The 23,085-nt window shown below is 60.4% G+C and carries 20 protein-coding genes; 9 read left to right on the top strand and 11 right to left on the bottom strand.

From position 1 onward, the window contains the following. Window positions 1-74: 74 nt before the first annotated feature. Window positions 75-836, bottom strand: coding sequence for an SDR family oxidoreductase (locus tag L8H52_RS04665; protein ID WP_007917441.1), 762 nt, complete (start codon window positions 834-836; stop codon window positions 75-77). Window positions 837-921: 85 nt separating this feature from the next. Here L8H52_RS04665 and L8H52_RS04660 point away from each other — a divergent pair, with 85 nt between their 5' ends. Further along, entirely contained in the window at window positions 922-1,077 is a 156-nt protein-coding gene (locus L8H52_RS04660) for a hypothetical protein (protein WP_242205909.1), read from the top strand. Then, window positions 1,074-2,078, top strand: coding sequence for an NADP-dependent oxidoreductase (locus L8H52_RS04655; protein ID WP_242205910.1), 1,005 nt, complete (start codon window positions 1,074-1,076; stop codon window positions 2,076-2,078). The genes L8H52_RS04660 and L8H52_RS04655 overlap by 4 nt, the downstream gene beginning before the upstream one ends. A gap of 126 nt (window positions 2,079-2,204) precedes the next feature. Here the strand turns inward: L8H52_RS04655 and pyrF are convergent, their stop codons facing one another. Beyond that, on the bottom strand, window positions 2,205-2,903 hold the full coding sequence (pyrF, locus tag L8H52_RS04650) for an orotidine-5'-phosphate decarboxylase (protein WP_185036818.1): 699 nt from the start codon (window positions 2,901-2,903) through the stop codon (window positions 2,205-2,207). Window positions 2,904-3,187: 284 nt separating this feature from the next. Between pyrF and L8H52_RS04645 the strand changes: the two genes are divergently transcribed. The 3 genes from L8H52_RS04645 (at window position 3,188) to xopAW (ending at window position 6,086) form a co-directional block, all read left to right on the top strand. Then, window positions 3,188-3,949: a response regulator gene (locus tag L8H52_RS04645; RefSeq protein WP_095048649.1), complete on the top strand. Its 762-nt coding sequence runs from the start codon at window positions 3,188-3,190 to the stop codon at window positions 3,947-3,949. Further along, window positions 3,949-4,998, top strand: a complete 1,050-nt coding sequence (locus L8H52_RS04640) for an ATP-binding protein (RefSeq protein WP_242205913.1) — start codon at window positions 3,949-3,951, stop codon at window positions 4,996-4,998. Before L8H52_RS04645 ends, L8H52_RS04640 begins: the two co-directional genes overlap by 1 nt. Window positions 4,999-5,234: 236 nt before the next feature. Continuing rightward, on the top strand, window positions 5,235-6,086 hold the full coding sequence (gene xopAW / locus L8H52_RS04635; protein ID WP_242205915.1) for a XopAW family type III secretion system calcium-binding effector: 852 nt from the start codon (window positions 5,235-5,237) through the stop codon (window positions 6,084-6,086). A 564-nt stretch (window positions 6,087-6,650) separates the two neighbouring features. On the opposite strand, the gene L8H52_RS04630 is transcribed toward xopAW, so the two are convergent. The 4 genes from L8H52_RS04630 to L8H52_RS04615 all read right to left on the bottom strand — a co-directional run bounded on the left by L8H52_RS04630 (window position 6,651) and on the right by L8H52_RS04615 (window position 10,352). Beyond that, on the bottom strand, window positions 6,651-7,703 hold the full coding sequence (locus L8H52_RS04630; protein ID WP_242205917.1) for an AI-2E family transporter: 1,053 nt from the start codon (window positions 7,701-7,703) through the stop codon (window positions 6,651-6,653). Between the two features lie 69 nt (window positions 7,704-7,772). Next, window positions 7,773-8,579 (bottom strand): DUF4892 domain-containing protein, encoded by an 807-nt coding sequence (locus L8H52_RS04625; RefSeq protein ID WP_242205918.1) that lies wholly within the window; start codon window positions 8,577-8,579, stop codon window positions 7,773-7,775. Window positions 8,580-8,694: 115 nt separating this feature from the next. Further along, window positions 8,695-9,549, bottom strand: coding sequence for an alpha/beta hydrolase (locus L8H52_RS04620; protein WP_242205921.1), 855 nt, complete (start codon window positions 9,547-9,549; stop codon window positions 8,695-8,697). Beyond that, a complete protein-coding gene (locus L8H52_RS04615) occupies window positions 9,546-10,352 on the bottom strand; it encodes an alpha/beta hydrolase (RefSeq protein WP_242205923.1) in 807 nt (268 codons plus the stop codon). The genes L8H52_RS04620 and L8H52_RS04615 overlap by 4 nt, the downstream gene beginning before the upstream one ends. A 224-nt stretch (window positions 10,353-10,576) precedes the next feature. Between L8H52_RS04615 and L8H52_RS04610 the strand changes: the two genes are divergently transcribed. Beyond that, a complete protein-coding gene (locus tag L8H52_RS04610) occupies window positions 10,577-13,582 on the top strand; it encodes an RHS repeat-associated core domain-containing protein (protein ID WP_242205925.1) in 3,006 nt (1,001 codons plus the stop codon). 27 nt (window positions 13,583-13,609) lie between these two features. Here L8H52_RS04610 and L8H52_RS04605 read toward each other — a convergent pair whose 3' ends face one another. The 5 genes from L8H52_RS04605 to L8H52_RS04585 form a co-directional block, all read right to left on the bottom strand. Then, a complete protein-coding gene (locus tag L8H52_RS04605) occupies window positions 13,610-14,053 on the bottom strand; it encodes a hotdog fold thioesterase (protein ID WP_242205927.1) in 444 nt (147 codons plus the stop codon). Window positions 14,054-14,084: 31 nt separating this feature from the next. After that, window positions 14,085-15,740 carry an AMP-binding protein gene (locus L8H52_RS04600; protein WP_242205929.1) on the bottom strand — a complete coding sequence of 552 codons (1,656 nt, stop codon included), beginning with the start codon at window positions 15,738-15,740 and terminating at the stop codon, window positions 14,085-14,087. Window positions 15,741-15,943: 203 nt separating this feature from the next. Further along, window positions 15,944-16,396, bottom strand: coding sequence for a phosphohistidine phosphatase SixA (gene sixA / locus L8H52_RS04595; protein WP_007917466.1), 453 nt, complete (start codon window positions 16,394-16,396; stop codon window positions 15,944-15,946). Continuing rightward, window positions 16,393-16,740 (bottom strand): DUF4389 domain-containing protein, encoded by a 348-nt coding sequence (locus L8H52_RS04590; RefSeq protein ID WP_180699726.1) that lies wholly within the window; start codon window positions 16,738-16,740, stop codon window positions 16,393-16,395. The genes sixA and L8H52_RS04590 overlap by 4 nt, the downstream gene beginning before the upstream one ends. Window positions 16,741-16,770: 30 nt before the next feature. Beyond that, window positions 16,771-17,796, bottom strand: coding sequence for an NAD(P)H-dependent glycerol-3-phosphate dehydrogenase (locus L8H52_RS04585; RefSeq protein ID WP_064391581.1), 1,026 nt, complete (start codon window positions 17,794-17,796; stop codon window positions 16,771-16,773). Window positions 17,797-17,992: 196 nt separating this feature from the next. On the opposite strand from L8H52_RS04585, the gene L8H52_RS04580 reads away from it, so the two are divergent. Genes L8H52_RS04580 through L8H52_RS04570 form a run of 3 tightly spaced genes read left to right on the top strand, consistent with a single transcriptional unit; the run spans window position 17,993 to window position 22,951 of the window. After that, complete coding sequence (locus L8H52_RS04580; RefSeq protein WP_242205931.1) at window positions 17,993-20,116, top strand: TonB-dependent receptor; 2,124 nt, start codon at window positions 17,993-17,995, stop codon at window positions 20,114-20,116. A gap of 1 nt (window position 20,117) precedes the next feature. Then, window positions 20,118-21,050, top strand: a complete 933-nt coding sequence (locus tag L8H52_RS04575; protein ID WP_242205933.1) for an ABC transporter substrate-binding protein — start codon at window positions 20,118-20,120, stop codon at window positions 21,048-21,050. Beyond that, a complete protein-coding gene (locus L8H52_RS04570) occupies window positions 21,047-22,951 on the top strand; it encodes an ATP-binding protein (RefSeq protein WP_242205936.1) in 1,905 nt (634 codons plus the stop codon). The genes L8H52_RS04575 and L8H52_RS04570 overlap by 4 nt, the downstream gene beginning before the upstream one ends. Window positions 22,952-23,085 lie beyond the last annotated feature (134 nt).

Genomic DNA, 23,085 nt, shown 5'->3' with positions numbered 1-23,085 from the left:
GGACTTCACGGAACCGACCATGATTCACAAAAAAAAGCCCGCAAGGCCTGCGGGCTGTTTTTCCGGAGTTCTGATCAGAATGCGGTGACGCCGCCATCCACGGCCAGCGAGTGGCCGGTGGTGAATGCGGCACCGTCGCTGCACAGGTACAGCACGGCGCTGGCGATTTCTTCAACTTTGCCGATACGGCCGACAGGGTGCATGGCGTTGGCGAACTCGCCCTTCTTCGGATCGGCCTCATAAGCGCGGCGGAACATGTCGGTATCGATCACCGCCGGACACACCGCGTTGACGCGGATTTTCTTCTTCGCGTATTCGATGGCTGCCGACTTGGTCAAACCGATCACCGCGTGCTTCGACGCCGCATAGATGCTCATCTTCGGTGCCGCGCCCAGTCCCGCTACCGAAGCGGTGTTGACGATCGCCCCACCGCCCTGCGCCAGCAACAGCGGCAGTTGATACTTCATGCACAGCCAGACGCCTTTGACGTTGACCCCCATGATCGCGTCGAACTCGTCCATCGAGCCCTCAGCCAGTTTGCCCTTCTCGATTTCGATGCCGGCATTGTTGAAGGCATAGTCCAAACGGCCGTAGGTATTGATGACCTCGTCCATCAGATTTTTCACTTCGCTTTCGACGGTTACGTTGCAGCGCACGAAAGTCGCTTCGCCTCCGGCTGTACGAATCAGCGCCACCGTGCCCTCGCCCCCTGCTGCGTCCAGGTCGGCGACCACTACTTTCAGGCCTTCGGCGGCGAACGCCTGCGCGGTCGCACGGCCGATGCCGTTGGCCGCGCCGGTGACTACGGCAACCTGACCGGAAAACGTCATGCTCATTGTTATGTCCTCGAAGGGATAGCTGCAGGGGATTTGTAGCTTCGCAGCATAGTCATTGAGATCTGCCGCGCGTCAGCACTATCCAATGGCTGTTTATGGGTTCATGCATGGCAGTGATAAAACCGTGCCGGTGATTATCACTGCACTGGATCGGCGTGCATTCGCCGCATCAGCCAACCTTGCGCCGATGCCGCCGAGGGTCTATCAACAAGGCTTCATTCCGTTCGAGTGCCTGCCATGACCAACCAGACCAATCGCCAGTTCCTGCTCGCCAAACGCCCGGTGGGTGCGGCCAACCGCGAGACCTTCACCTATCAGGAAGTTCCGGTCGGTGAACCGGCGGCGGGCCAGATTCTGGTCAAGAACCAATACCTGTCCCTCGACCCGGCCATGCGTGGCTGGATGAACGAAGGCAAGTCCTATATCCCGCCGGTCGGTATCGGCGAAGTCATGCGTGCACTGGGCGTGGGAAAAGTCATCGCCTCGAACAATCCGGGGTTTGCCGTCGGCGACTACGTTAACGGTGCCATTGGCGTGCAAGATTATTTCCTTGGCGAGCCAAGAGGTTTCTACAAGGTCGACCCGAAACTGGCCCCGCTGCCGGTGTATTTGTCAGCGCTGGGCATGACCGGCATGACCGCGTATTTCGCTTTGCTGGACGTCGGCGCGCCGAAAGCTGGCGACACCGTGGTGTTGTCCGGTGCAGCGGGCGCGGTGGGCAGCATTGCCGGGCAGATTGCCAAGATCAAAGGCTGCCGCGTGGTCGGCATTGCCGGCGGTGCTGACAAGTGCAAATTCCTCATCGACGAGTTGGGCTTTGATGGAGCCATCGATTACAAATCCGAAGATGTCGTGGCAGGGCTTAAACGCGAATGCCCGAAAGGCGTCGACGTGTATTTCGACAACGTTGGCGGCGACATCCTCGATGCGGTGTTGAGCCGCTTGAACATGAAAGCGCGTGTAGTGATCTGCGGTGCGATCAGTCAGTACAACAACAAGGAAGCCGTCAAAGGCCCGGCCAACTATCTGTCGCTACTGGTCAACCGTGCGCGCATGGAAGGCTTCGTGGTGATGGACTATGCCGCGCAATACGCCAGCGCCGCGCAGGAAATGGCCGGCTGGATGGCCAAGGGGCAGCTCAAGAGCAAGGAAGATATCGTCGCAGGTCTGGAGACGTTCCCGGAGACGCTGATGAAATTGTTCAGCGGCGAGAATTTTGGCAAGTTAGTACTGAAAATCTAAAACCCCTACAAAACAAATGTGGGAGCGAGCCTGCTCGCAAAAGCGGTGGGTCAGTTGGCAATGATGTCGACTGACACTCCCTCTTCGCGAGCAGGCTCGCTCCCACATTTGGATCTTCCGTGTGCCTTAGGCGATTTCGGCTACGACCGAAGCCAATGCCTTGGCCGGGTCAGCCGCCTGGCTGATCGGACGGCCGATCACCAGATAATCGGAACCGGCATCCAGCGCCTGACGCGGGGTCAGAATGCGGCGCTGATCGTCCTGCGCGCTGCCCGCCGGACGAATGCCCGGGGTCACCAGTTGCAGCGACGGATGTGCGGTTTTCAGCGCAGTGGCTTCCAGCGCCGAGCACACCAGACCGTCCATGCCAGCCTTCTCGGCCAGTGCCGCCAGACGCAGCACTTGTTCCTGCGGCTCGATATCCAGACCGATACCGGCCAGATCTTCACGCTCCATCGAGGTCAGCACGGTCACGCCGATCAGCAGCGGTTGCGGGCCGCTGCGCTTGTCCAGCTCTTCCCGGCAAGCGGCCATCATGCGCAGGCCACCGGAGCAATGCACGTTGACCATCCACACGCCCATCTCGGCAGCGGCTTTAACAGCCATCGCGGTGGTGTTGGGAATGTCGTGGAATTTCAGGTCGAGGAATACTTCAAAACCCTTGTCACGCAGGGTGCCGACAATTTCTGCGGCGCAACTGGTGAACAGTTCCTTGCCCACTTTGACCCGGCACAGTTTCGGGTCCAACTGGTCGGCCAGCTTCAGTGCGGCGTCACGGGTGGGAAAATCCAGGGCGACGATGATAGGAGTCTGGCAGGCGGACATGAATGGGCTCTCAGGCAGGTCGAAATCGGCGCGCATTGTAGCGGAACCGGCGGCGGCGCGGCACCCGATGATCGGTAAATCGTCGCGCCAACCGTGATCAGCATAGCGCTCGCTGCTATTGTGTCGACTCCGATACACAGCCGACACGCCAGCAACAAGTACCCACGCTAGCCTCGCCAGCCGCAACACGTCCTTACATCAGCACTTCCCGCCTCACGGCCGGACGCCTATGCTGAAACCACCACCTCGCAGCCCATCTTTTGTGGTTGGCGGCCTACCGGCAGATGAACAGCCTCATGCACAACACCCAAATGACCGCGACTGATGAGCCTAAAGACGACAAGCGCTGGAGCATTCGTGCGCTGATCGTCGATGACGACGTGCCGATCCGCGAGCTGATGATCGATTACCTCGCGCGCTTCAACATCCACGCCAGCGGCGTCACTGACGGTGCAGCCATGCGCCAGGCGATGCAGGCCGAGCATTTCGACGTTGTCGTGCTGGACCTGATGCTGCCCGGCGAAGACGGCTTGTCGCTGTGCCGCTGGCTGCGCGCCGAATCGGATATCCCGATCCTGATGCTGACAGCTCGCTGCGAACCGACCGACCGCATCATCGGCCTCGAACTGGGCGCCGATGACTACATGGCCAAGCCGTTTGAACCGCGTGAACTGGTCGCCCGCATACAAACGATTTTGCGTCGGGTGCGCGATGACCGCACCGAACAACGGGCCAACATCCGTTTCGACAACTGGCGCTTGAACAGTGTCCTGCGCCAATTGATCGCCGACGATGGCCTGGTGGTGCCGCTGTCCAACGCCGAATTCCGCTTGCTCTGGGTGTTTATCGAACGCCCGCGCCGGGTCCTCAGCCGCGAGCAATTGCTCGACGCGGCCCGTGGTCGCTCGATCGAAGCGTTCGACCGCAGCATCGATCTGCTGGTGTCGCGCCTGCGGCAGAAACTCGGCGACGACCCGAAAGCGCCACAGTTGATCAAAACCGTGCGCGGTGAGGGTTACCTGTTCGACGCGCGAGACATCGGCTGATGCGGGCGCGCTTCGACACGCTGTTCGGCCGCCTGTTTGGCGTGCTGTTCGTGGCAATCGTCCTCGCGCACCTGCTGGCTTTTGCCTGGTTTCACCATTACGGTCCGCCTCCGCCACCACCGCCGCCGGAATTTTCCGCGGGCGTCGATGGCCAACGCCCGCCACTGGATCCGCGTTTTGCACCACGCCCACCGCGCCCTTGGTTTGGTGGTCCGTTGGTGCCGCTGACGTTTCAGTTCATCACACTGATGATCGCTGCGTGGTACGGCGCCAAACTGCTCAGCCGCCCGATTCAGCGCCTCAGCGATGCTGCCGAACGCCTCAGCGAAAACCTCGACAGCCCGCCACTGGACGAATCCGGCCCGCGAGAAGCACGGCAAGCGGCGAACACTTTCAACCTGATGCAGCGGCGCATTCGCGAACAGGTGCAGCAACGCGCACGCATGCTTGGTGCCGTCTCCCACGACCTGCGCACGCCGCTGTCTCGGCTGAAACTGCGCCTGGAAAACATCAGCGATGAAAAGCTGCAGGGCCAGATGCGTCAGGATCTGGACGACATGATCGGCATGCTCGACGCCACCCTCACCTACTTGCACGAACAACGCACCAGTGAAGCCTTGCAGTTGATGGATGTGCAGGCGCTGGTCGAATCGCTGTGCGAAAACGCTCAGGACCAGGGCGCCGACGTGCAAGTCAGCGGCCATTGCGCACCGCTGCCGGTACAACCGATGGCCTTGCGTTCGTGCATCAATAACCTGATGGACAATGCCTTGCGTTATGCCGGGCAGGCGCGGATTGAACTGCAGGATCAGCGCGAACAACTGCTGATTCGCGTGATCGACCAAGGCCCGGGGATTGCCGAGGACAAGCGTGAAGCGGTGTTTGAACCGTTTTATCGTCTGGAAGGCTCGCGCAATCGCAATTCCGGCGGTGTGGGACTGGGAATGACCATTGCCCGCGAGGCGGCGCAACGTTTGGGTGGACAGCTCAACCTTGAAGAAACTCCCGGCGGTGGCCTCACGGCTATCATTCGCCTGCCGCGCCCCTGAGAACACCACCGACTCATTGTGGGAGCGAGCCTGCTCGCGAAGGCGTCAGTTGATCCAATATCTCTTTTGTATGTTCCGGTCTCTTCGCGAGCAGGCTCGCTCCCACAGGGGTTCAGCGGTGTTCAGTCCATCGTGTGTACCCAGCGGTACAAATCCCACATACCCCCGACAACTTGCGCCCTGACGCTGCATAAGCCGGTACACCCACCGGTTTGCCATTCCAGGGAGTGAGTCCGATGATCGGTAGCGTCAGCAATTACACGAGCTATACCAGCACCAGCAGCACCTCCACGCAAAACGCGCGTAGCCAGCAACTGCAAAAAGAACTGTTCGCCAAACTCGACAGCAACGGCGACGGTGCGGTGGATCAGGACGAACTGAAAAGCGCTCTGTCGCAGAAATCCGACGATGGCCTGCTGGTCAACCTGAGCAAACAATTCGGCGATCTGGACAGCGACGACAGCGGCAGCCTCAGCGCCGAAGAAATGACCGCCATGGCGCCCCCGCCGCCACCGCCACACGATCAAGCGCCGGACACTGACCTCGCCGACGCGCTGATCAGCGCCCTCGACACCGATGGTGACGGCGCCATCAGCAGCGACGAACTGAGCAGCGGCCTGACCAGCGCCGGCAGCACTGCAGACAGCAACGAAATCTTCTCCGCCCTGGACAAGAACAAGGACGGCACCGTCAGCCAGGACGAACTCACCGCCAGCCTGACCCCGCCCCCTCCGCCGCCACACATCAACAGCGACGAACTGTTCAGCCAGCTCGATGCGGATGGCGATGGCAGCGTGACGGCCACCGAATTAAGCAGCGCTCTGCAGAGCAGCAACAGCACCTCATCGACCAGCACCGACACCAGCGCCGCACTGCTCAAAGTACTCGACAGCGACAGCAGTGGCGGCGTGAGCAATGATGAACTGAAAGCGGCTTTACAGGCCGGGCGTGAACGACCGGACGAAGAACAGACGGCATCGACCCAGAGCACGACAGAAGCGCTGAATCGCATGATTGCCAATTTGAGCAAACAGTACTCGCTCGATAGCGCAGCGCCGGTGGGCAAGTATTTGAATGTGGCGACTTGAGTCGACGCCCCTCACCCAAACCCTCTCCCGGGGGGAGAGGGTTTGGGTGAGGTGATTGCGAGAGCTACGCCGACGTGAAATACCGAGTTGAACTCAGATTCTGAAACAGATCAAAAGCCCCTCACCCTAACCCTCTCCCAAAGGGAGAGGGGACTGACCGAGGTGTTTGGGAGAACTACGCCGACGTGCGATACCGCGTTGAACGCAAATCAACCGCCGAACACCCCACGCTCTTCACCACTCAATAGGCCGAGTGTCAGCTCGCCTGCTTTTGATCTTGATCCACGGGCGACGTCGGAAGGCTGAGTGGAGGGATTGATCCGGGCGTGGGAGCGCAGCGACCGTTTGGCGCAGCCAAACACAGCGAGAGGAGGTGCAGCGAAGCAAACCGTAGGCGCTGCGCCCGGATCGATCCCGCAGCGAAGGAACCCCGAGCCCCAGCGAGCGGGCCGCACGCAGGAGCAAGCCTTTTTGGTTACTTTTTCGGCGTCTGGAAAAAGTGACCCGCCGTAAGGGCGGAACCCTAAGCCGCCGTTACCGCAGCAACGGATATGCCCCCAAAAATCAGCGCCGCTCCTCAACCCGCCCCTGACTCTTGCTCCAATCCGTCAACAAACTATAAGCCACCGCCAAAAGCGTAGGCCCGATAAACAACCCAATAAACCCAAACGCAATCAACCCGCCAAACACCCCAAGCAACACAATCACCAACGGCAAATTCCCGCCGCGACTGATCAGATACGGCTTGAGCACGTTATCCACGCCACTGATGATGAACGTCCCCCAAATCCCGAGAAACACCGCCATCCCATACTCACCCTTCCACGCCAGCCAGGCCGTGGCCGGCACCCACACCAACGGCGGCCCCATCGGAATCAGACTCAGCAAAAACGTCACGATCCCCAGCACCAACGCCCCCGGCACCCCGGCAATCAAAAACCCGATCAACGCCAGAACCGCCTGCGCCGCCGCCGTGCCGATCACGCCGTTAACCACCCGCTGCACCGTCCCCGCCACCAACTCGATGTAATACCCGGCACGATCGCCGATCAAACGCTCCAGCAGACTGTGCACAAACGCCGCCAGTCGCGGCCCATCGCGATAGAAAAAGAACACGAAGACAATGCTCAGAGTCAGCTCGAGAATCCCGCCGCCGATCTGCGCACTGCGCGCCAGCAGCCAGTTACCAACCTGCCCCAGATAAGGCTTGATCGACACCATCAGTGCGGCGCCCTGCTGATCGATGCTGTTCCACAGCCCGACCAGCCGTTCCCCTACGAACGGCAAGGTCCCCAGCCAAACCGGCGCCTCCGGCAGACCGTCGACTTGCACATCCTTGATAAACGCGGTTGCATCGCGCACATGATCGGCCAGGTTGAACCCCAGCCACACCAGCGGCGCCGCCACCAGCAGCATCCAGCCCAACGTCAGAATCGCCGCCGCCAGGGACTCACGGCCATTGAGCCAACGGGTCAACAGGCGCATCAGCGGCCAACTGGCAAACGCCAGCACCGCGCCCCAGAACAGCGCCGACCAGAACGGCGCCATCACCCACAGGCTGGCACCAAACAACACCAGCAGCAGGATCTGCACCAGCAGGCGATCGTTATTGAGCATGTAAGGTCTCGAAAAAGTCAGTCAGGCAAAGAGTAGGCGAACACGCGGTTCGTGTTCGCCCGCAACAGCTTAACGCAACAGATCGATGCGCAGGCCAGAGCCTTCGACACTGCCGGTTTCCATGCGTGCCGCGCGCACACCCTGATTGATCAGCGCCTGACGCCAGGCTTCGGCCTTGGGCCCGGACACTATCACGCGCAACGTCGTATCAAGGTTAAGCCCACGGGAAATCAGCCGGAGCCAGGTGTCATCCGGCTCACTCACCCGACCGGGGAAATCCAGTTCGCCGGTGCTTTTAAGCTGACGCAACAGGGTCGCCGAAGTTGGCAGCAACTCACCCAGCGGCGCAACCGCCTCGAACTGTTCGACATGCAGATAGGCTTTGCGATTGCCACGGGTGATGCTGTAGAGCGCCACCAGCGTGTTATCGCGCGGTGCCGCCAGCCTCAACAGCAGATAGGCCTGCTGCTCGTCGGCACCATACAGTTTGGAATTACCGAACACCTCGTTGGCCCACAGGCTGCTTTCGCCGCAATCACGCGCCTGACACCAGAACAGCAATTCGGCGTCCTGCTTTTGCAGGGCCACGCGAGCGGCAGTGAAGGCTTCGGTGGCAGAGTGTTCGGGTGGCAACTCGTAGGTCACCGCAGTGGTTTGGCCACGCGCAGTGACCTGGCCATCGAAACGCAGTTGTCCACTGATCTTGCGGATCGAACCCAGCGGATAAATCCGTTCAAGCTCAACAGCAGGGCGATAGTCGACAATTTGCGCATCGGCCAGACGCGGCACGATTTGCAGGTCATGACTGCCCGGCACATCGGCGGCGGACGAAAAGGAACTGAAGCAGCACAGCGCCAACAGCGTGAAAGACCGCATCGGCAGCCTCATCGGATCGACATGGCTTGGCTAATCGGGGTCGCAGCGGTATAGAAATCCATCGTGGTTGTCTCCCATTTCAACCCGACCAGCCTCGACAGTTGCCCGCAGCAAGTCAAGGAATGGCGAAGAAGCGATTGAAACAGTCTGCGACAAGATCCGCGCCGGCCTCATCGTTCAGGTGCAAATGGTGCCCGCCCGCCAACTGTTCCCGGCTAAAGGGTAGACGTTCCAGCAGCTCTGGATGTTTGGCCAGCATGCCGTCAGCCGCCACGACCAAATGCGCCGGACAACTGACCCGCAGCGCAAAAGCCATTGCCTGTTCCTGGGTCAGACGCAGCGGCGATGGCAGGGTCAGACGATTGTCGGTGCGCCAGGTATAACCGCCGGGGACCGGCATCAGACCGCGCTGAGCCAACAACTCAGCTGCCTCACGGCTGACGGCGACCAGACCTTTCATGCGCGCTTCGATGGCACGGTCGAGGGTGGTGTAGACCGGTTTGCGTTTTTCCCGCAGATCCAGCTGCGCTTGCAGGGCCATGCCCATGCGCTCGGCCGCATTTTCGCCTTTGTCTGTAGGCGGAATCACGCCGTCGATCAGTGCCAGATGGCTGATGCGTTCCGGTAACGAACCCGCCAGCACCATGGAAACGATGGCGCCCATCGAATGCCCGAGCAGGCCGAAACGCTTCCAGCCCAGTTGTTCGGCGACTTGCAGCACGTCATGGGCGTAATCCCACAGCGCATACCCGGCACCGTTCGGCCGGTGCCCGGAATGCCCGTGCCCGGCCATGTCCAGCGCGATGATGCGCAAGCCTTTGAGCTTGGGTGCCAGACGGGCAAAGCTGTTGGCGTTGTCGAGCCAGCCATGCAGCGCAATCACCGGCATACCGTCCTCGGGGCCGAACAAATGCGCGGCCAACTCGATATGCGGCAGGCTCAGGCGCACTTCTTCGAAGGTCGGGCTCATGCGCAATCCTTGTCCTGACGGGTTTCCCAGCGGTTGAACAGGTTTTTCAACAGGCGCGCGGTGTCCTGCGGACGCTCAAGCGGGAACATGTGCCCGCCGGGCATGCTCAGAGCCTCGCCTTGGGCCAGACGTGAAACGAATCGGGTGTGATGGCGCATGACCACGCGGCTCTTGTGCCCGCGCACCACCGCCAGCGGCACTTGCAATTGACCGGTACGGCCAGGGCTGGTGTGCGGCACACCGCGATAGATACTGATCTCGGTGGCCGGGTCGAAACGCAGGCGCAGTTTGTCGCCAACCTTGTGCAAACCGTGCTGCAGGTAGGCGTCGAAACATTCCGGATCGAAGCCGCGAAACAGCGTCTTGCCAGCAAAATAGCTGCGCGCACTGTCGAGATCGGCAAATTCTTCACGGCGCCCCAAAGTCCGTCCGGCCGGGGTCAGCTTGTCGATAAAACCAAAACGCTTGGCGGCACGGATCACCCATTGATCGGTGCGGGTCAGCACCGGCGAGTCAAGCATCACCACGCCGCGATACAACTCAGGACAACGCAGCGCCGCGTGCAAATGCAACACACCACCAAAGGAATGGCCGACGCCCCACACCGGTTGATCCTGCTGCTGCAAATGGTGGATCAGCTCGTCGACGAGGTTGTACCAGTTGTCGTCCGCCGGAAAGCGCGGGTCATGAGCATGCTGTTCCAGATGTGCAACCCGGTACTCGGGCGCCAGCGCCGCGAACAACTTGCCATACGTGCCCGAAGGGAAGCCGTTGGCGTGGGCGAAAAAGATCGGTTGCGACATGCGGGCAAATCCATGAGCGAGAAACGTGGCGTTGATTGTCCGCAAGACCGCGGGTTACGGCAATGACCGTAACTGCCAGGAATGGTGGCGATGTTGTTTTATCCATAAGCGAAATTTGCACCAGTCGTCGCAAACTTCATCCAACTGTAATTTCTGACAGTTGACCGTTCGCCTCCGTTGCCGAATAACTGAGTCCGGTTCACTGGCTAAGGGATGAGACATTCATGCACATTTTTACCCCGACCCTTTCTGTGACGGATCCGAGAAGGCAACACATTGCTACGGTGTCCTACTGCCGTGACATGGACGGTACAACGGCCGAACCACGAATTTACCGCCAGCGCTACGACGCTGGCGGTCGCCTGACTGACGCCTGCGATCCCCGCTTGCACGCGCGGCAAGAATGCGAGCCGGATACCCCACCGAATCTGAAACTGCGCTCCAGCCTCACGGGCGTGCTCCTTGACAGCGAATGTGTAGATGGGGCCACCCAACTGACCTTGCCGGGCGCAGCCGGTCTGCGTCTGATCGACTGGGACGGTCTACTGACCCAAACGCAGACCCGATACGACTTGATGCTGCGCCCGGTCAGTAGCATCGTGCAAACTCGTAGGGGGAATGCCAGAAACAGCACATTCTTCAGTTACGGCGACAGTACGCCATCGACCGCAGCGCTTAACCAGTGCGGTCGAATTGTCCGCCATGACGACAGTGCCGGTAGTGAATTTTTTCCGCACTACGCCCTGAGCGGTGCCCCTATCACGTGTGTTCAACATTTCCTCGACCAACTCGATGAGCCTGACTGGCCGGAAACCGAGACGCAGCGGGACCTCCTACATGAAAACGGTCACGGCGCAGCAACCCATTTCAGCTTCAACGCCTTGGGGGAGGTGATCAGCCAGCAAGACGCAATGGGCAACCAGAAGCGGCTGCAACTGAATATTGCCGGACAACTGAAACAGATCAGTCTGAAAATCGCGGGCGATACGCAAGAGCGCGTGTTACTGCTCGATATCCAGTACAACCCCGACAATCAAATCGTGCGCCAGATTGCCGCCAACGGTGTAATCAGTCAGAACCTTTACGATCCGCAAAATGGTCGACTTGAGCAAATCAGCGCCGAGATGTCCGACAGGTCTACTCTGCAAAAACTGGTTTATCGCTATGATCCAGTAGGCAATATCCTTAGCGTTCAGGATATGGCGCAACGCACGCGCTTCTTTCGCAACCAGAAGATCGAACCGCTCAGTACATTTACTTACGACAGCCTGTACCAACTGATTTCAGCCACTGGCTGGCAACAAAGCAACACCTCAAATGGCCCTGATGCCCCTGTCTTCACCTCCCCAGCAGACTCCGCGCAACTGGAAAACTACCGTCAGACGTACACATATGATGCTGCCGGCAATCTCACTACACTGGTTCACAACGCGGCCAGCCACAGCTGGACGCAGCGTACGGCAATCTCCCGGTACAGCAATCGGGGACTTGAACAATCCGACGATGGAACGCTTCCCGGCGAGCCTGAAATCGCCGCCGCATTTGATGCCAATGGCAACCGAAAAACGCTGCAACCGGGGCAGAATCTGCAGTGGAACGCTGGCAGACGATTGAGTCAGGTCGATCAGGTCATACGCACACAGGCTGCGAATGATTGCGAACGCTACGTGTACAACAGTGTGGGCCAGCGCAAGCGCAAGGTTCGCCTCGTATACATAGAGGGCATCGCGCAACGGCATGAAACGCGCTACCTGCCGGAGCTGGAAATACGCGAGTACCCCGACGAAACCCTGCACGTCATTTCCGTTCAAGCGGGACGCTGTGCAGTTGAGGTTTTGCATTGGCCTCACGAAAGCGCGACTGCCGATCACTATCACTACAGCTTCAGCAACCATCTGGGCTCAAGCATGCTGGTGCTGGACCAACAAGGAGACACCGTCAGCGAGGAGAACTATTTCCCCTACGGTGGTACTTCCTGGTGGGCGGGCCCCGATCAGGCTCGAGCCTGCTATAAGACCCGGCGCTACGCAGGCCAGGAGCGCGATGCCACAGGACTTTATTACTATGGACAACGCTTCTACGCACCTTGGTTGATGCGCTGGATCAGTCCCGACCCGGTGAGTACCGCCGATGGTCTGAACCTGTTTTTGATGGTACGCGGCAATCCCGTCAGGTTCGTTGACAGACAGGGACTGGCGGGGGTCGATACCGTCAGGGCAGCAGGCGCAACAGCCGCTCGAGAGTTTATGAGCGCAGCCGTTGGCGCGGCCGTGCAGGCGGCTTTTGTGGGGTTCCTGCCGACAGCGAACTCTGCGGTGACGATTGGCGGTGCAGTGGCAGGGGCCATTTCGGGCGGCATCAGTGGCTACGCCGGGGCCAACTGGGCGCAAAGCTCAATGTCTATCAACGACCCGGGAAGCTGGGGACCTCTGGCAGCAAAAATCGGCGGTGCCGCATTAGGTGCGGCGTTGGGCGCCGCGCCTTCCCTGCTCGGCATACTCGACCCAAGAGGCAATACAGCGGCTGCCAATCAGCTTGGCAGCGCCTTCGGTACAGTGTTTCGGGAGATGTCAGCCCAGTACCTCGCCAATGTCGGCCCAAGCAATCCCTCTGTCGGACGTGTTGACCTGGTCACGGGAGCTGTCAGTGTAGGTGCTGCCGGGCTGGCGGCAGGCGCTACCGGGTTCGGCGGCTCGGTGCTGTTTGGAACGGACGTGACCGGAAACGCTCTGCAGTCCATCCTTTCCGTTTCTGCGGTAACGGCCACCAGTGCTGCCGGAGCCTCCGCCGCGAGAGGGGTGCTGGGAACACCGGCCAAGCCTTCGAGCAACAGCGAACCGACCTTCAACCCGGAAAACGCCGTGGTCGGTGCCAGCAGCCGCCACTTCTTTCTATCTCTGGGACAAATCGCCAATCTGGCCGTCGCACAGATCCCCGGTTACGACACCCTGGATGTACATACTCGAACAGCGGTGAGCCGGGCAGTCGTCAGTGCCGTCGGCGATGTACGCTCGACGTTTGTCACAATTGCGACACCCGGTTTAAGCGCAGAACTGGGCCAAACCTCCTGGGATCTTGAGAGGAACCAGGTCGGCGCCGGCATCGATCGAGAGAGTCCGCCGATTTCGAGCAATGCAGGTTTTGACCCGGCCGCCACTGAAGTCTTGCATTTCGTCAGTGAAACGGGGACAGGACAACGAAAATACTCCCGATCACAACTGAATTTCTGATCGAGGTAACGTGCTTAAGAGCAGCCATCACCGTGCCGGCGGCTGCTCACCCAACGGCACCACCGCCATGGTCAGCCGCGACACACAACTGGCCTTGCCTTCATCACTGGTCAAACGAATGTCCCAGACATGCGTCGTGCGGCCAATGTGAATCGGTTTGGCCACCGCCGTCACCCGGCCACTGCGCAAGCCGCGCAAATGGTTGGCGTTGATTTCAAGCCCCACGCAGTAGAACTTGCTGGCATCGATGCACAGATAGCTGGCCATCGAACCGACGGATTCCGCCAGCACCACCGATGCACCGCCGTGCAGCAAACCGTAGGGCTGATGGGTGCGATGGTCGATGACCATGCTCGCGGTCAGCGATTGCTCGTCGAACGCTTCGAAGCGGATGTCGAGTACTTCGCCGATGGTGTTTTTCTGGATCGCGTTCAACTGCTCGATGTCGGGAGTGGTACGCCACAAGCTCATCGCAGACTTCCTTTGTTGTTTTGGTGGTCGCTCAATCCTGCCACAGCACTGCCTCGCTGCGCTCGCTCCATTCTTCGAAGCGCGCACCGTAAGTGTCTTCGATGACGTTGCGCTTGATCTTCAGGGTCGGCGTGAGGAAGCCGTTTTCCACGGCCCAACTGTCCTTGACCACCACCAGTCGGCGCAGACGTTCGTGTTTGTCGAGCACGGCGTTGACCTCTTCCAGCAGTTTTTCCAGGCTTGAATGCAGGCTTGCCCGGCCCTCTTCCTGATTGACCGTGGACAGCACACACAAACCCAGCGGCGCACTCAGGCCATCACCGACCACGCACACCTGTTCGATGCGTGAATGCACGGCCAAGCGGTTTTCGATCGGCGCCGGAGCAACGTATTTGCCCTTGCTGGTCTTGAAGATTTCCTTGAGTCGGCCAGTCAGACGCAAACGCCCTGCGGCATCCTGTTCGCCTTTGTCGCCAGTGCGCAGAAAGCCATCCTCGGTAATCGTCTCTGCAGTTTTCAGCGGATCCTTGAAATAGCCAAGCATGTTCGCCTGACTGCGCACCTGGACTTCGCCCGACTCATCGATGCGCACTTCGACATCCGGGCACGGCTGACCGATCCAGCCCTGTTTGTATTGCCCGGGCAGGCAAATGTGCGAGTAACCGCAGCCCTCGGTCATGCCATAGACTTCCAGTACATCAAGGCCGAGCTTCTGATACCAGGCGAGCAAGGTCTGCGGCACCGGCGCGGCGCCGGACAACGCCACACGCAAGGCATCCAGCCCCAACCCCGCCAGCACTTTGTGCCCGACCCGCTTGCCAATGAATGGCAGGCCGAGAAGAAACTCAAGACGCTGCGCCGGGATCTTGCTGTACACGCCCATCTGGAATTTGGTCCAGATGCGCGGCACGCCAAACATCGCGGTCGGTCGCGCACGCTTGAGATCGGTGATGAAGGTGTCGAGACTCTCGGCAAAAAACACCGTCTGCCCGGTGTAGATCGACGCCAGCTCCACGAACATCCGCTCGGCGACGTGGCACAGCGGCAAGTACGACAGCAGCCGGTCGTTCTCGTTGAGCCCGAACAATTGTGTGCCGCGTGTCGTGGCGAAACCGAGATTGGCAAAGCTGTGCATCACGCCTTTGGGCAGGCCGGTGGTGCCGGAGGTGTAGATGATCGTCGCCAGTTGCTCGGCCGCCGGACGTGGATCGTCCTGAATCGGAGAGCTGAGCTGCAAGTCCGCCCAACTGAAATCGAAATCCCCAGACGGGTGCAGCGGCAGGCTGATGGTCGGCAGATCCGCCGGCACGCCTTTGGCCATGCCCGGCCAGTCGTCGAGCTTGCCGATGAACGCCAGGACGCTTTCCGAATGATTGAGCACCTGCGCTACGGAGTCGGCGGTGAGGTTGGGATACAGCGGAACAGAAACGTGCCCGGCCATCCAGATCGCCAGATCGGCAATGATCCAGTGTGCGCAGTTCTTCGAGATCAGGGCGATGTGGCTGCCTTGCGGCAACTCACGCGCACGCAACCAATGTGCGGCGCAACGGGCCTGATGGCCGACGTCGGCCCAACTCAGCGTCTCGACCTGGCCGCCACCGACGGGCTGCACCAGAAAGCGCTGGCGCGGGTGTCGAGCCTCACGTTCGTAGAACACGTCCAGCGGCAAACGGAAGGCGGCAGACATGCGACTCGCTCCTGTTTTTTTGGTCTGGAGCAAGCGTAGTCAACCAAGCAAGTGCTTGGTTGGAAAATTCACACAAATAATTTCATGGGTTGGCAGAAACCAATGTGGGAGCGAGCCTGCTCGCGAATGCAGTCTGTCAGACACATAAAGGGTGAATGACACTCCACTTTCGCGAGCAGGCTCGCTCCCACAAGGGATCAGCGTTACGGGTGTTTGAGGCTGTTGAGGGTCATCGAGCCGATCAGCAACTCAGGGCTTTCCAGTTCAGCCAACCCGGCGGTGCTGACCTTCTCCGGCGGATACCCGGCGCCGTGCTGCAAATAACTCAGCAGATTGCCCACCAGCGGGTTGTGGCTGACCAGCAGCACATTGCTCACCGACACCAGTTGATCGGTGACCTTGTCCGGATCGACTTCCGGCGTCAGCCACTCGACCGTGCGAATCTCCGGCTCGAATCCCAGCGCTTCGCGAACAATCTGCGCGGTCTGCTGCGCACGCAGATAAGGGCTGGCGTAAATCGCGGTCAGCGGCTGACCGATCAGGCGGGCGGCGCTGCTCAAGGCTTCTTTACGACCGTGCTCGGTCAGTTCCCGCTCGGAATCGGGGCACGAGCCATAAGGCACGGCCTCACCGTGACGCAATACCCAGAGTTTCATAGCTTGGGTTCCTCATCTCGGGCCGGGTGCGGTGTCGGCGGCACGGTGTGCGGCGCTTCACCTTCCGGGGTACGCGGCGTTGGCCAGTCGGCGAACGGCCACGGTTTCTGGTCGCTGTGGAAACTGCCGAAGCGGCCGATCTGCGCCAGAAACTGGCTCAGGCTATCGCCGAAGTTCATCAGGCTGGCGCTCGGGGCGCCATAGATCAAACGATAGATCAGTTGCACCAGCACCACCGCGCCGAGGATGAACTGCGCCACTTGCCAGACCAGCACGTAGACGATCATCCACAACACGCGCAGGAGAATGGATTCGTACTTGGCTTCGGTTTTCGGATCGTTCATGGCTTGCTTCCTGTCCGTATAAAAGCTGAATCAGTTGAAACCGCTGGTGGAAATGAAATCGACGTCGGTTTTCGGCTCGGCTCGCATCAGTAGACCGATCACCTGCTCCAGCGTGCGTCCTTCGAACAGGATCGCGTGCAGCCCGGCGACCAGCGGCATGTACACGCCGACTTCCTGGGACTTGGCCTTGAGCACCTTGAGGGTGTTCACGCCTTCGGCGACTTCGCCAAGACGCGACACCGCTTCGTCGAGGCTCAGCCCCTGACCCAGCGCAAAACCCACTTGATAGTTGCGGCTCTTCGGCGACGAGCACGTCACGATCAGATCACCGACACCGGCCAGACCGAGGAAGGTCATGGGATTGGCGCCTTGATTCACCGCAAACCGAGTCATTTCCGCCAGCGCGCGGGTGATCAGCATGCTCTTGGTGTTCTCGCCCATTTCCAGCGCCACCGCCATGCCGGCAATGATTGCGTAAACGTTCTTCAACGCCCCGCCCAGCTCGACGCCGAAACGGTCGGCGCTGGCATAAACACGGAAGGTGCGACCATGCAGCGCGGCTTGCACTTGTTTACAGAGTTCTTCGTCTTCGCTGGCGACCACCGTGGCGGTCAGTGCGTGCTCGGCGATTTCCCGCGCCAGGTTCGGCCCGGACAGCACGCCGATGCGCGCTTGCGGAGCGATCTCTTCGAGAATCTGGCTCATCAGCTTGAAAGTCTGCGCTTCGATGCCCTTGGTCAGACTGACCAGCATCTTGCCGCTCAACCGTTCGGCGTGGGCGGCAAGTACCGTGCGCAATGCGCTGGACGGCAGCGCGACGAAGCACAAATCGCAGGCGTCGAGGGTTTCCTGCAGGTCGGTGACGGCGGTCACGCCCGGCAGAATCTTGATGCCTTTGAGATAACGCGGGTTTTCGCGATTGACCCGGATGGCCTCGGCCTGCTCGGGATCACGCATCCACTGCCGGACTTGATGGCCGTTCTCGGCCAAAAGATTGGCCACGGCGGTACCAAAACTTCCGCCTCCCAGGACCGCAATCGGGCGCTGTTCAGTCATATGCAATCCGTTAATCCATACCAGTGGCGATGGCGGCATTATACGGGGCGGCCCGGTCGCGGCCAGCCCCAGCAACAATTACCGACACTTGTAGGAAGAAGACCAATAAAACCTAGGAAAATGCTACTAACGTGAATGGAAAAGTCACGGTGCTCGGTTAACATGCGCGCCAAATCTTTGCGATCAAGGCTGCGTCGTGTTTTTCGCTCCTCCCCCTCCCCGTTCGTCCCTTTTGCTGGCGCTGTTGTTCAGCCCGCTAGTGCTGGCGGACGACCTGTTCACGGACAACGAAGCACTGCCGCAGGTGCTGACGGCCACGCGCCTGAAACAGACACCGGCGGAAGTGCCGGGGAGCATGACCGTACTCGACAGCGAATTGATCAGCGCCAGCGGTGCCCGTGACATCAGTGAGCTGCTGCGCCTGGTGCCAGGGATGATGGTCGGCAACATCAGCGGCAATCAGGCGGCCGTCAATTATCACGGCACCAACGCCAGCGAAGCGCGACGCATGCAAGTGTTGATCGACGGCCGCTCGGTGTATCGCGCCGGTTTGTCCACGGTGGACTGGAGCGATATTCCGGTGGCCATGGAAGACATCGAGCGCATCGAAGTCTTTCGCGGCCCGAACACCGTCAGTTACGGCGCCAACGCGCTGATGGCGGTGGTCAACATCATCACTCGGCACCCGGCAGACAGCCACGGCACGCGGTTGAAGTACACCCGTGGCCAGCGTGGCATCAATGATTTCTATGCCAGCCAGGGCACTGGCTGGAATGGCGGCGATCTGCGCCTGTCGCTGTCCGGTCAGGAAGATGACGGCTTCGACAGCGATCGCAGCGGCGCCGATTACCGTGACAGCCGCCGCTTGAACCGCTTCAGTCTCGCGCTCAGCCACACCCTCAGCGATAACCAGAGTCTGGACTGGCAGGTCAACGCCAAGGACGGCACCAACCAGCGGCCCTACACCTACCGCCCGGTGTTCTCGGGGATTACCGCTGCCGGGAACAATTCCGACGTGGTCGCCAAGGATTACGCCGGCTCGGTGCGCTGGAACCTCGACATCAATCCCGAACACAGCCTCTATATACAAGGCTCGGCGCAACACTGGGATCGGCAGCAAACCTGGCGCGCCTGCGATGCCGAGGTGTCGTTCAGCCCCGAGTTGACGCAACTATGGCAACTCAACCCCAATTACACCGAACGCCTGGCGCGCAACATAACGCAGTTCACCGGCCCCGGCGCCGCTCCCGGCACGCCGCAGGAAATGGCTCTGGCCAATCAGGTGCTGGATCAATGGCGCAACGGCGCGAGTCGAACCCTGTGTGGCGACATCGACCAGAGCGCCCGCGAATCGCGCTACGACCTCGAATTGCAGGACACCCTCAGCCTGTCCGATAGCCTGCGCCTGGTCAGCGGGATGAACTATCGTTACGACCGCGCCGACTCCGAGACCTACTTCAACGGCACACTGGACGACACCACCTGGCGCGCCTTCGGCCAACTGGAATGGCGCGCCACCGAACACTGGCTGCTACAGGGCGGTGCGATGTTCGAAAACACGCGACTGATCGGCAGTTCGCTGACCCCGCGCTTCGCCGTCAATTACCTGATCAACCCGCGCCACGGTCTGCGTGCGGTGTATTCGGAGGCGATCCGTTCGCCGGACATGTTCGAGAATAATGTGAACTGGAGCTATCAGGTCAGCAACCTGCGCCCCTCGGCCTATGGCCAGTCTTCGGCGCGTTACTTCGTCAAGACGCGCGGCCCCGGCGATCTCGATCAGGAACACATGCGCTCGCGGGAGCTGGGCTACAACGGTTATTTCGCCGAACTGGGCCTGGCCCTGGATGTGAAGCTGTTCTACGACGAGATCACCGGGATGATCAGCGAGCCGCTACGTAACAACCAGTACATCGCCAGCAACGCCAACAGCTCACGTTTTCGTGGCACGGAAACCCAGCTCGACTGGCGCGTGAGCCTGGCCGACCGTTTGCGTTTCACCTATGCCTTCGTCGATGCCGAGGCGAGCAATCCGCTCGATCAGCAGTTCACTTCACGCAACAGCGGATCGGCCGGCTGGCTGCGCGACTGGGGCCATGGCTGGAACAGCGCCCTCTTCTATTACGGCGACAACGCACTCAACGGTTACCGCTTCGAACGGGTCGACACGCGCATCGCCAAACGCATCCCGCTGGGCAAAGCGCAGTTGCAATTGGCCGGCGTCCTGCAGCAACGCCTCGACCATGAGCCGAGCACTTTCGTCGACAACAATTACGACGAACGCCGGGTGATGTACTTCAGCGCCGAGCTGGAGTTCTAGGATGCGCTGCCGGCAGTCACGGAAGATGCCAACCCTGGGCCACTGGCTGGCCGGGGTCTGTCTGTTTGTGACCGCATGGCTGCATGGTGTGGCGGTGCAGGCCGCCGATATTCTGTTGACCGGCGCCGAGGAAAGCCCCGGCGTACAAGCGTTCGTCCAGGCGCTCAGTGAACTGCGACCGACTGACAACGTGCGTTTCCAGCCGCTGGCCAGCCTCCCCGTACCAGGGAAACTGCCCGCCGGCCTGCGGCTGATTCTGCTCGATCTGCCAAGCCTCGACTGGCGCCTGCAAGAACCCCAAGGTCCGGCAACGCTGGTGCTGCGCATCAGTCGCCTGCAAGCCCGGCAGCGCCTTGGTGGCGCGCAACCGGCGCACCTGAGTTTGCTGTGGAGTGATCCACCGCTGAGCCGACAGTTGCAGTTGATCCGACGCATTTTGCCCCAGGCCCGGCGAATCGGCGTGCTGTTCGATCAGCACAGCGAATTCCTCCTCAAGGAGCTGAATCTCGCCGCCACGCCGTTGAACCTGCAAATCGTCAGTCAGCGCTGGGACAACACCCACGACAGCCGCCCGCTGCAAACCGTGCTGAAAAACAGTGACGTGCTGCTCGGGCTCGACGACCCCGATCTGTACAACCCGAAAACCGCGAAAAACCTGCTGCTCAGCAGCTACTCACGGCAATTGGCACTGGTCGGCCCCAACGTCGCCTTCGTCCGCGCCGGCAGCCTCGCCAGTACTTACAGCGATCAGAACGATTGGCTGACCTTGCTCGATCAACTGCTCGACCAACCGCCGGCCAGTTGGCCGCGGACGCTCTATCCCGCACGCTTTAAAGTCTCAAGTAATGCGCAAGTCGCTCGTTCTCTGGGTATCGAACCACCCGATGACGCGTCTGTCGCCAGTACGTTGGCTGAAGGAGAACGCCGCCCATGAGTTTCCGTCGCCGTTGGGACATCAACACCCGCACCCAGCTGATCAGCCTGGGCCCGGCGTTGTTGCTGACCTTGCTGTTGATCAGCTTCTTCACCTTCGTGCGCATTCAGGATTTGCGCCAGGAGCTGAACCACACCGGTCAACTGATCGCCAACCAACTCGCACCGGCCACCGAATACGGGGTCATTTCCGGCAACAACGAAGTGCTGGAAAGCCTGCTCAAAGCCACGCTGGCCACGCCCAACGTACGTTTTCTTGAAGTACAGGACAGCGCCAACCGGATTCTGGTCTACGTCGAACAACCCGCCGCCGCGCACGGTCGGCCACATCAGGTCGAGGTGTTTCAGGCACCGGTACGGCTGCAGCGCATCGCCCTGCACAATGACTTCTTTCAGGATGGCAAGGTCAACAATGGCGGTGCCAGCGAAGACTATCTGGGCCGGGTAATTGTTGGCCTGTCCAACGATGCCTTCAGCCAGCGACAGCAGGAGATTCTGCTCAAGGCCGGGATTCTCGCGTTGTTCGCCCTGCTCTTCACTTTTGTGTTGGCGCGGCGCCTGGCCGGCAGCCTGTCGCAGCCGATCCGCGATATCGGCGATGCGGTGAAGGCGATTCAGGACGGCGACTATAAAACCCCGCTGCCGATCGTCGATGACACCGAGCTGGGCGCGCTGTCGCAGCACATCAACAACCTCGCGCAGGCGCTGGAACAGGCCAGCCGCGAGCAGCATCAAGCCATGGCGCAACTGATCCAGACCCGTGAAGAAGCGGAAAAGGCCAACAACGCCAAATCCGATTTTCTGGCGATGATGAGCCATGAACTGCGCACGCCCATGAACGGCGTGCTGGGCATGCTGCAATTGCTGGAAACCACCGAGATGACCGAGGAGCAGGTCGAATACGCCGCCCTCGCCTCTGAGTCCACCGAGCACTTGCTGAAAGTCATCAACGATATTCTCGACTTCTCGCGCATCGAACGCTCGGAGCTGGAACTGGAACACATCCCGTTCAACCTCGCCGAACTGATCGGCGCCTGCGCTCAGTCGTTCCAGCACAGCGCGGTGCAACGCGGTCTGGCGCTGAATCTGCGGATTCCGGACGACATGCGCGGCTTGCAGGTGCAGGGCGATCCGACGCGGATCCGGCAGATTCTGGTCAACCTGGTCGGCAACGCACTGAAGTTCACCGAACAGGGTCGGGTCAGCATCGAGGCGCAATGGCAGTCGCTGGATCACGAACTGCTGTGGTTCACCTGCTCGGTGCGCGACAGCGGTATCGGTATCTCATCTGAAAGTCTGGAGCTGATGTTCAACGCCTTCCAGCAGGCTGACAGCTCGATTTCGCGGCGTTACGGCGGCACCGGTCTCGGCTTGCCGATCGCCCGCACCCTGGCCGAACGCATGGGCGGTACGTTGCGTGCGCAGAGCGAAGAAGGTCGCGGTTCGGTGTTCACTCTGGAAATTCCACTGGCGCTCTATAAACAGACGCTGCCGCCATTGGCCGCGCCGCGTGCGCTGAATGGCACAGGCCAGGGCGAAGGGCGCAATGTCTTGCTGGTCGAAGACAATCCGGTGAACCAGACGGTTATTGAAGCGATGCTGCGCAGTCTGGGCTTTACTGTCAGTGTCGCCACTGATGGTGCGCAAGCCGTGCGCAACGCCGAGGGCAGCGACTTCGAAGTGATTCTGATGGATTGCCGTCTGCCGATCATCGATGGCTATGAGGCCACACGACAGATCCGTCAACTGCCGGGACGCCGCGACGTGCCGATCATCGCCCTCACCGCCAACGCCTTGCAGGGCGACCGCGAAACCTGTCTGGCGGCGGGCATGAACGATTATCTGGCAAAGCCGTTCAAACGTAATGATCTGCAGCAGATTCTGCAGCGCTGGGTGTCGTAGTGTGGGCCTTTCGACCATCTGCGACTGGCGTGAAAAGCGAAAGTGCGGCAGTCTTAGGCACCCGAACGAGCCTCAAAAGGGGCTTGAATAAAAATTTCAGTGCACAAGTGTACATTCATGTCCTTGGTGCTGTG

The organism is Pseudomonas sp. CROZ-RG-20F-R04-15 (assembly GCF_022662375.1).
Taxonomy (GTDB): Bacteria; Pseudomonadota; Gammaproteobacteria; order Pseudomonadales; family Pseudomonadaceae; genus Aquipseudomonas.
The sequence above is the reverse complement of the archived record's forward strand: the minus strand, read 5'-3'. Positions and strand labels throughout refer to the sequence as shown.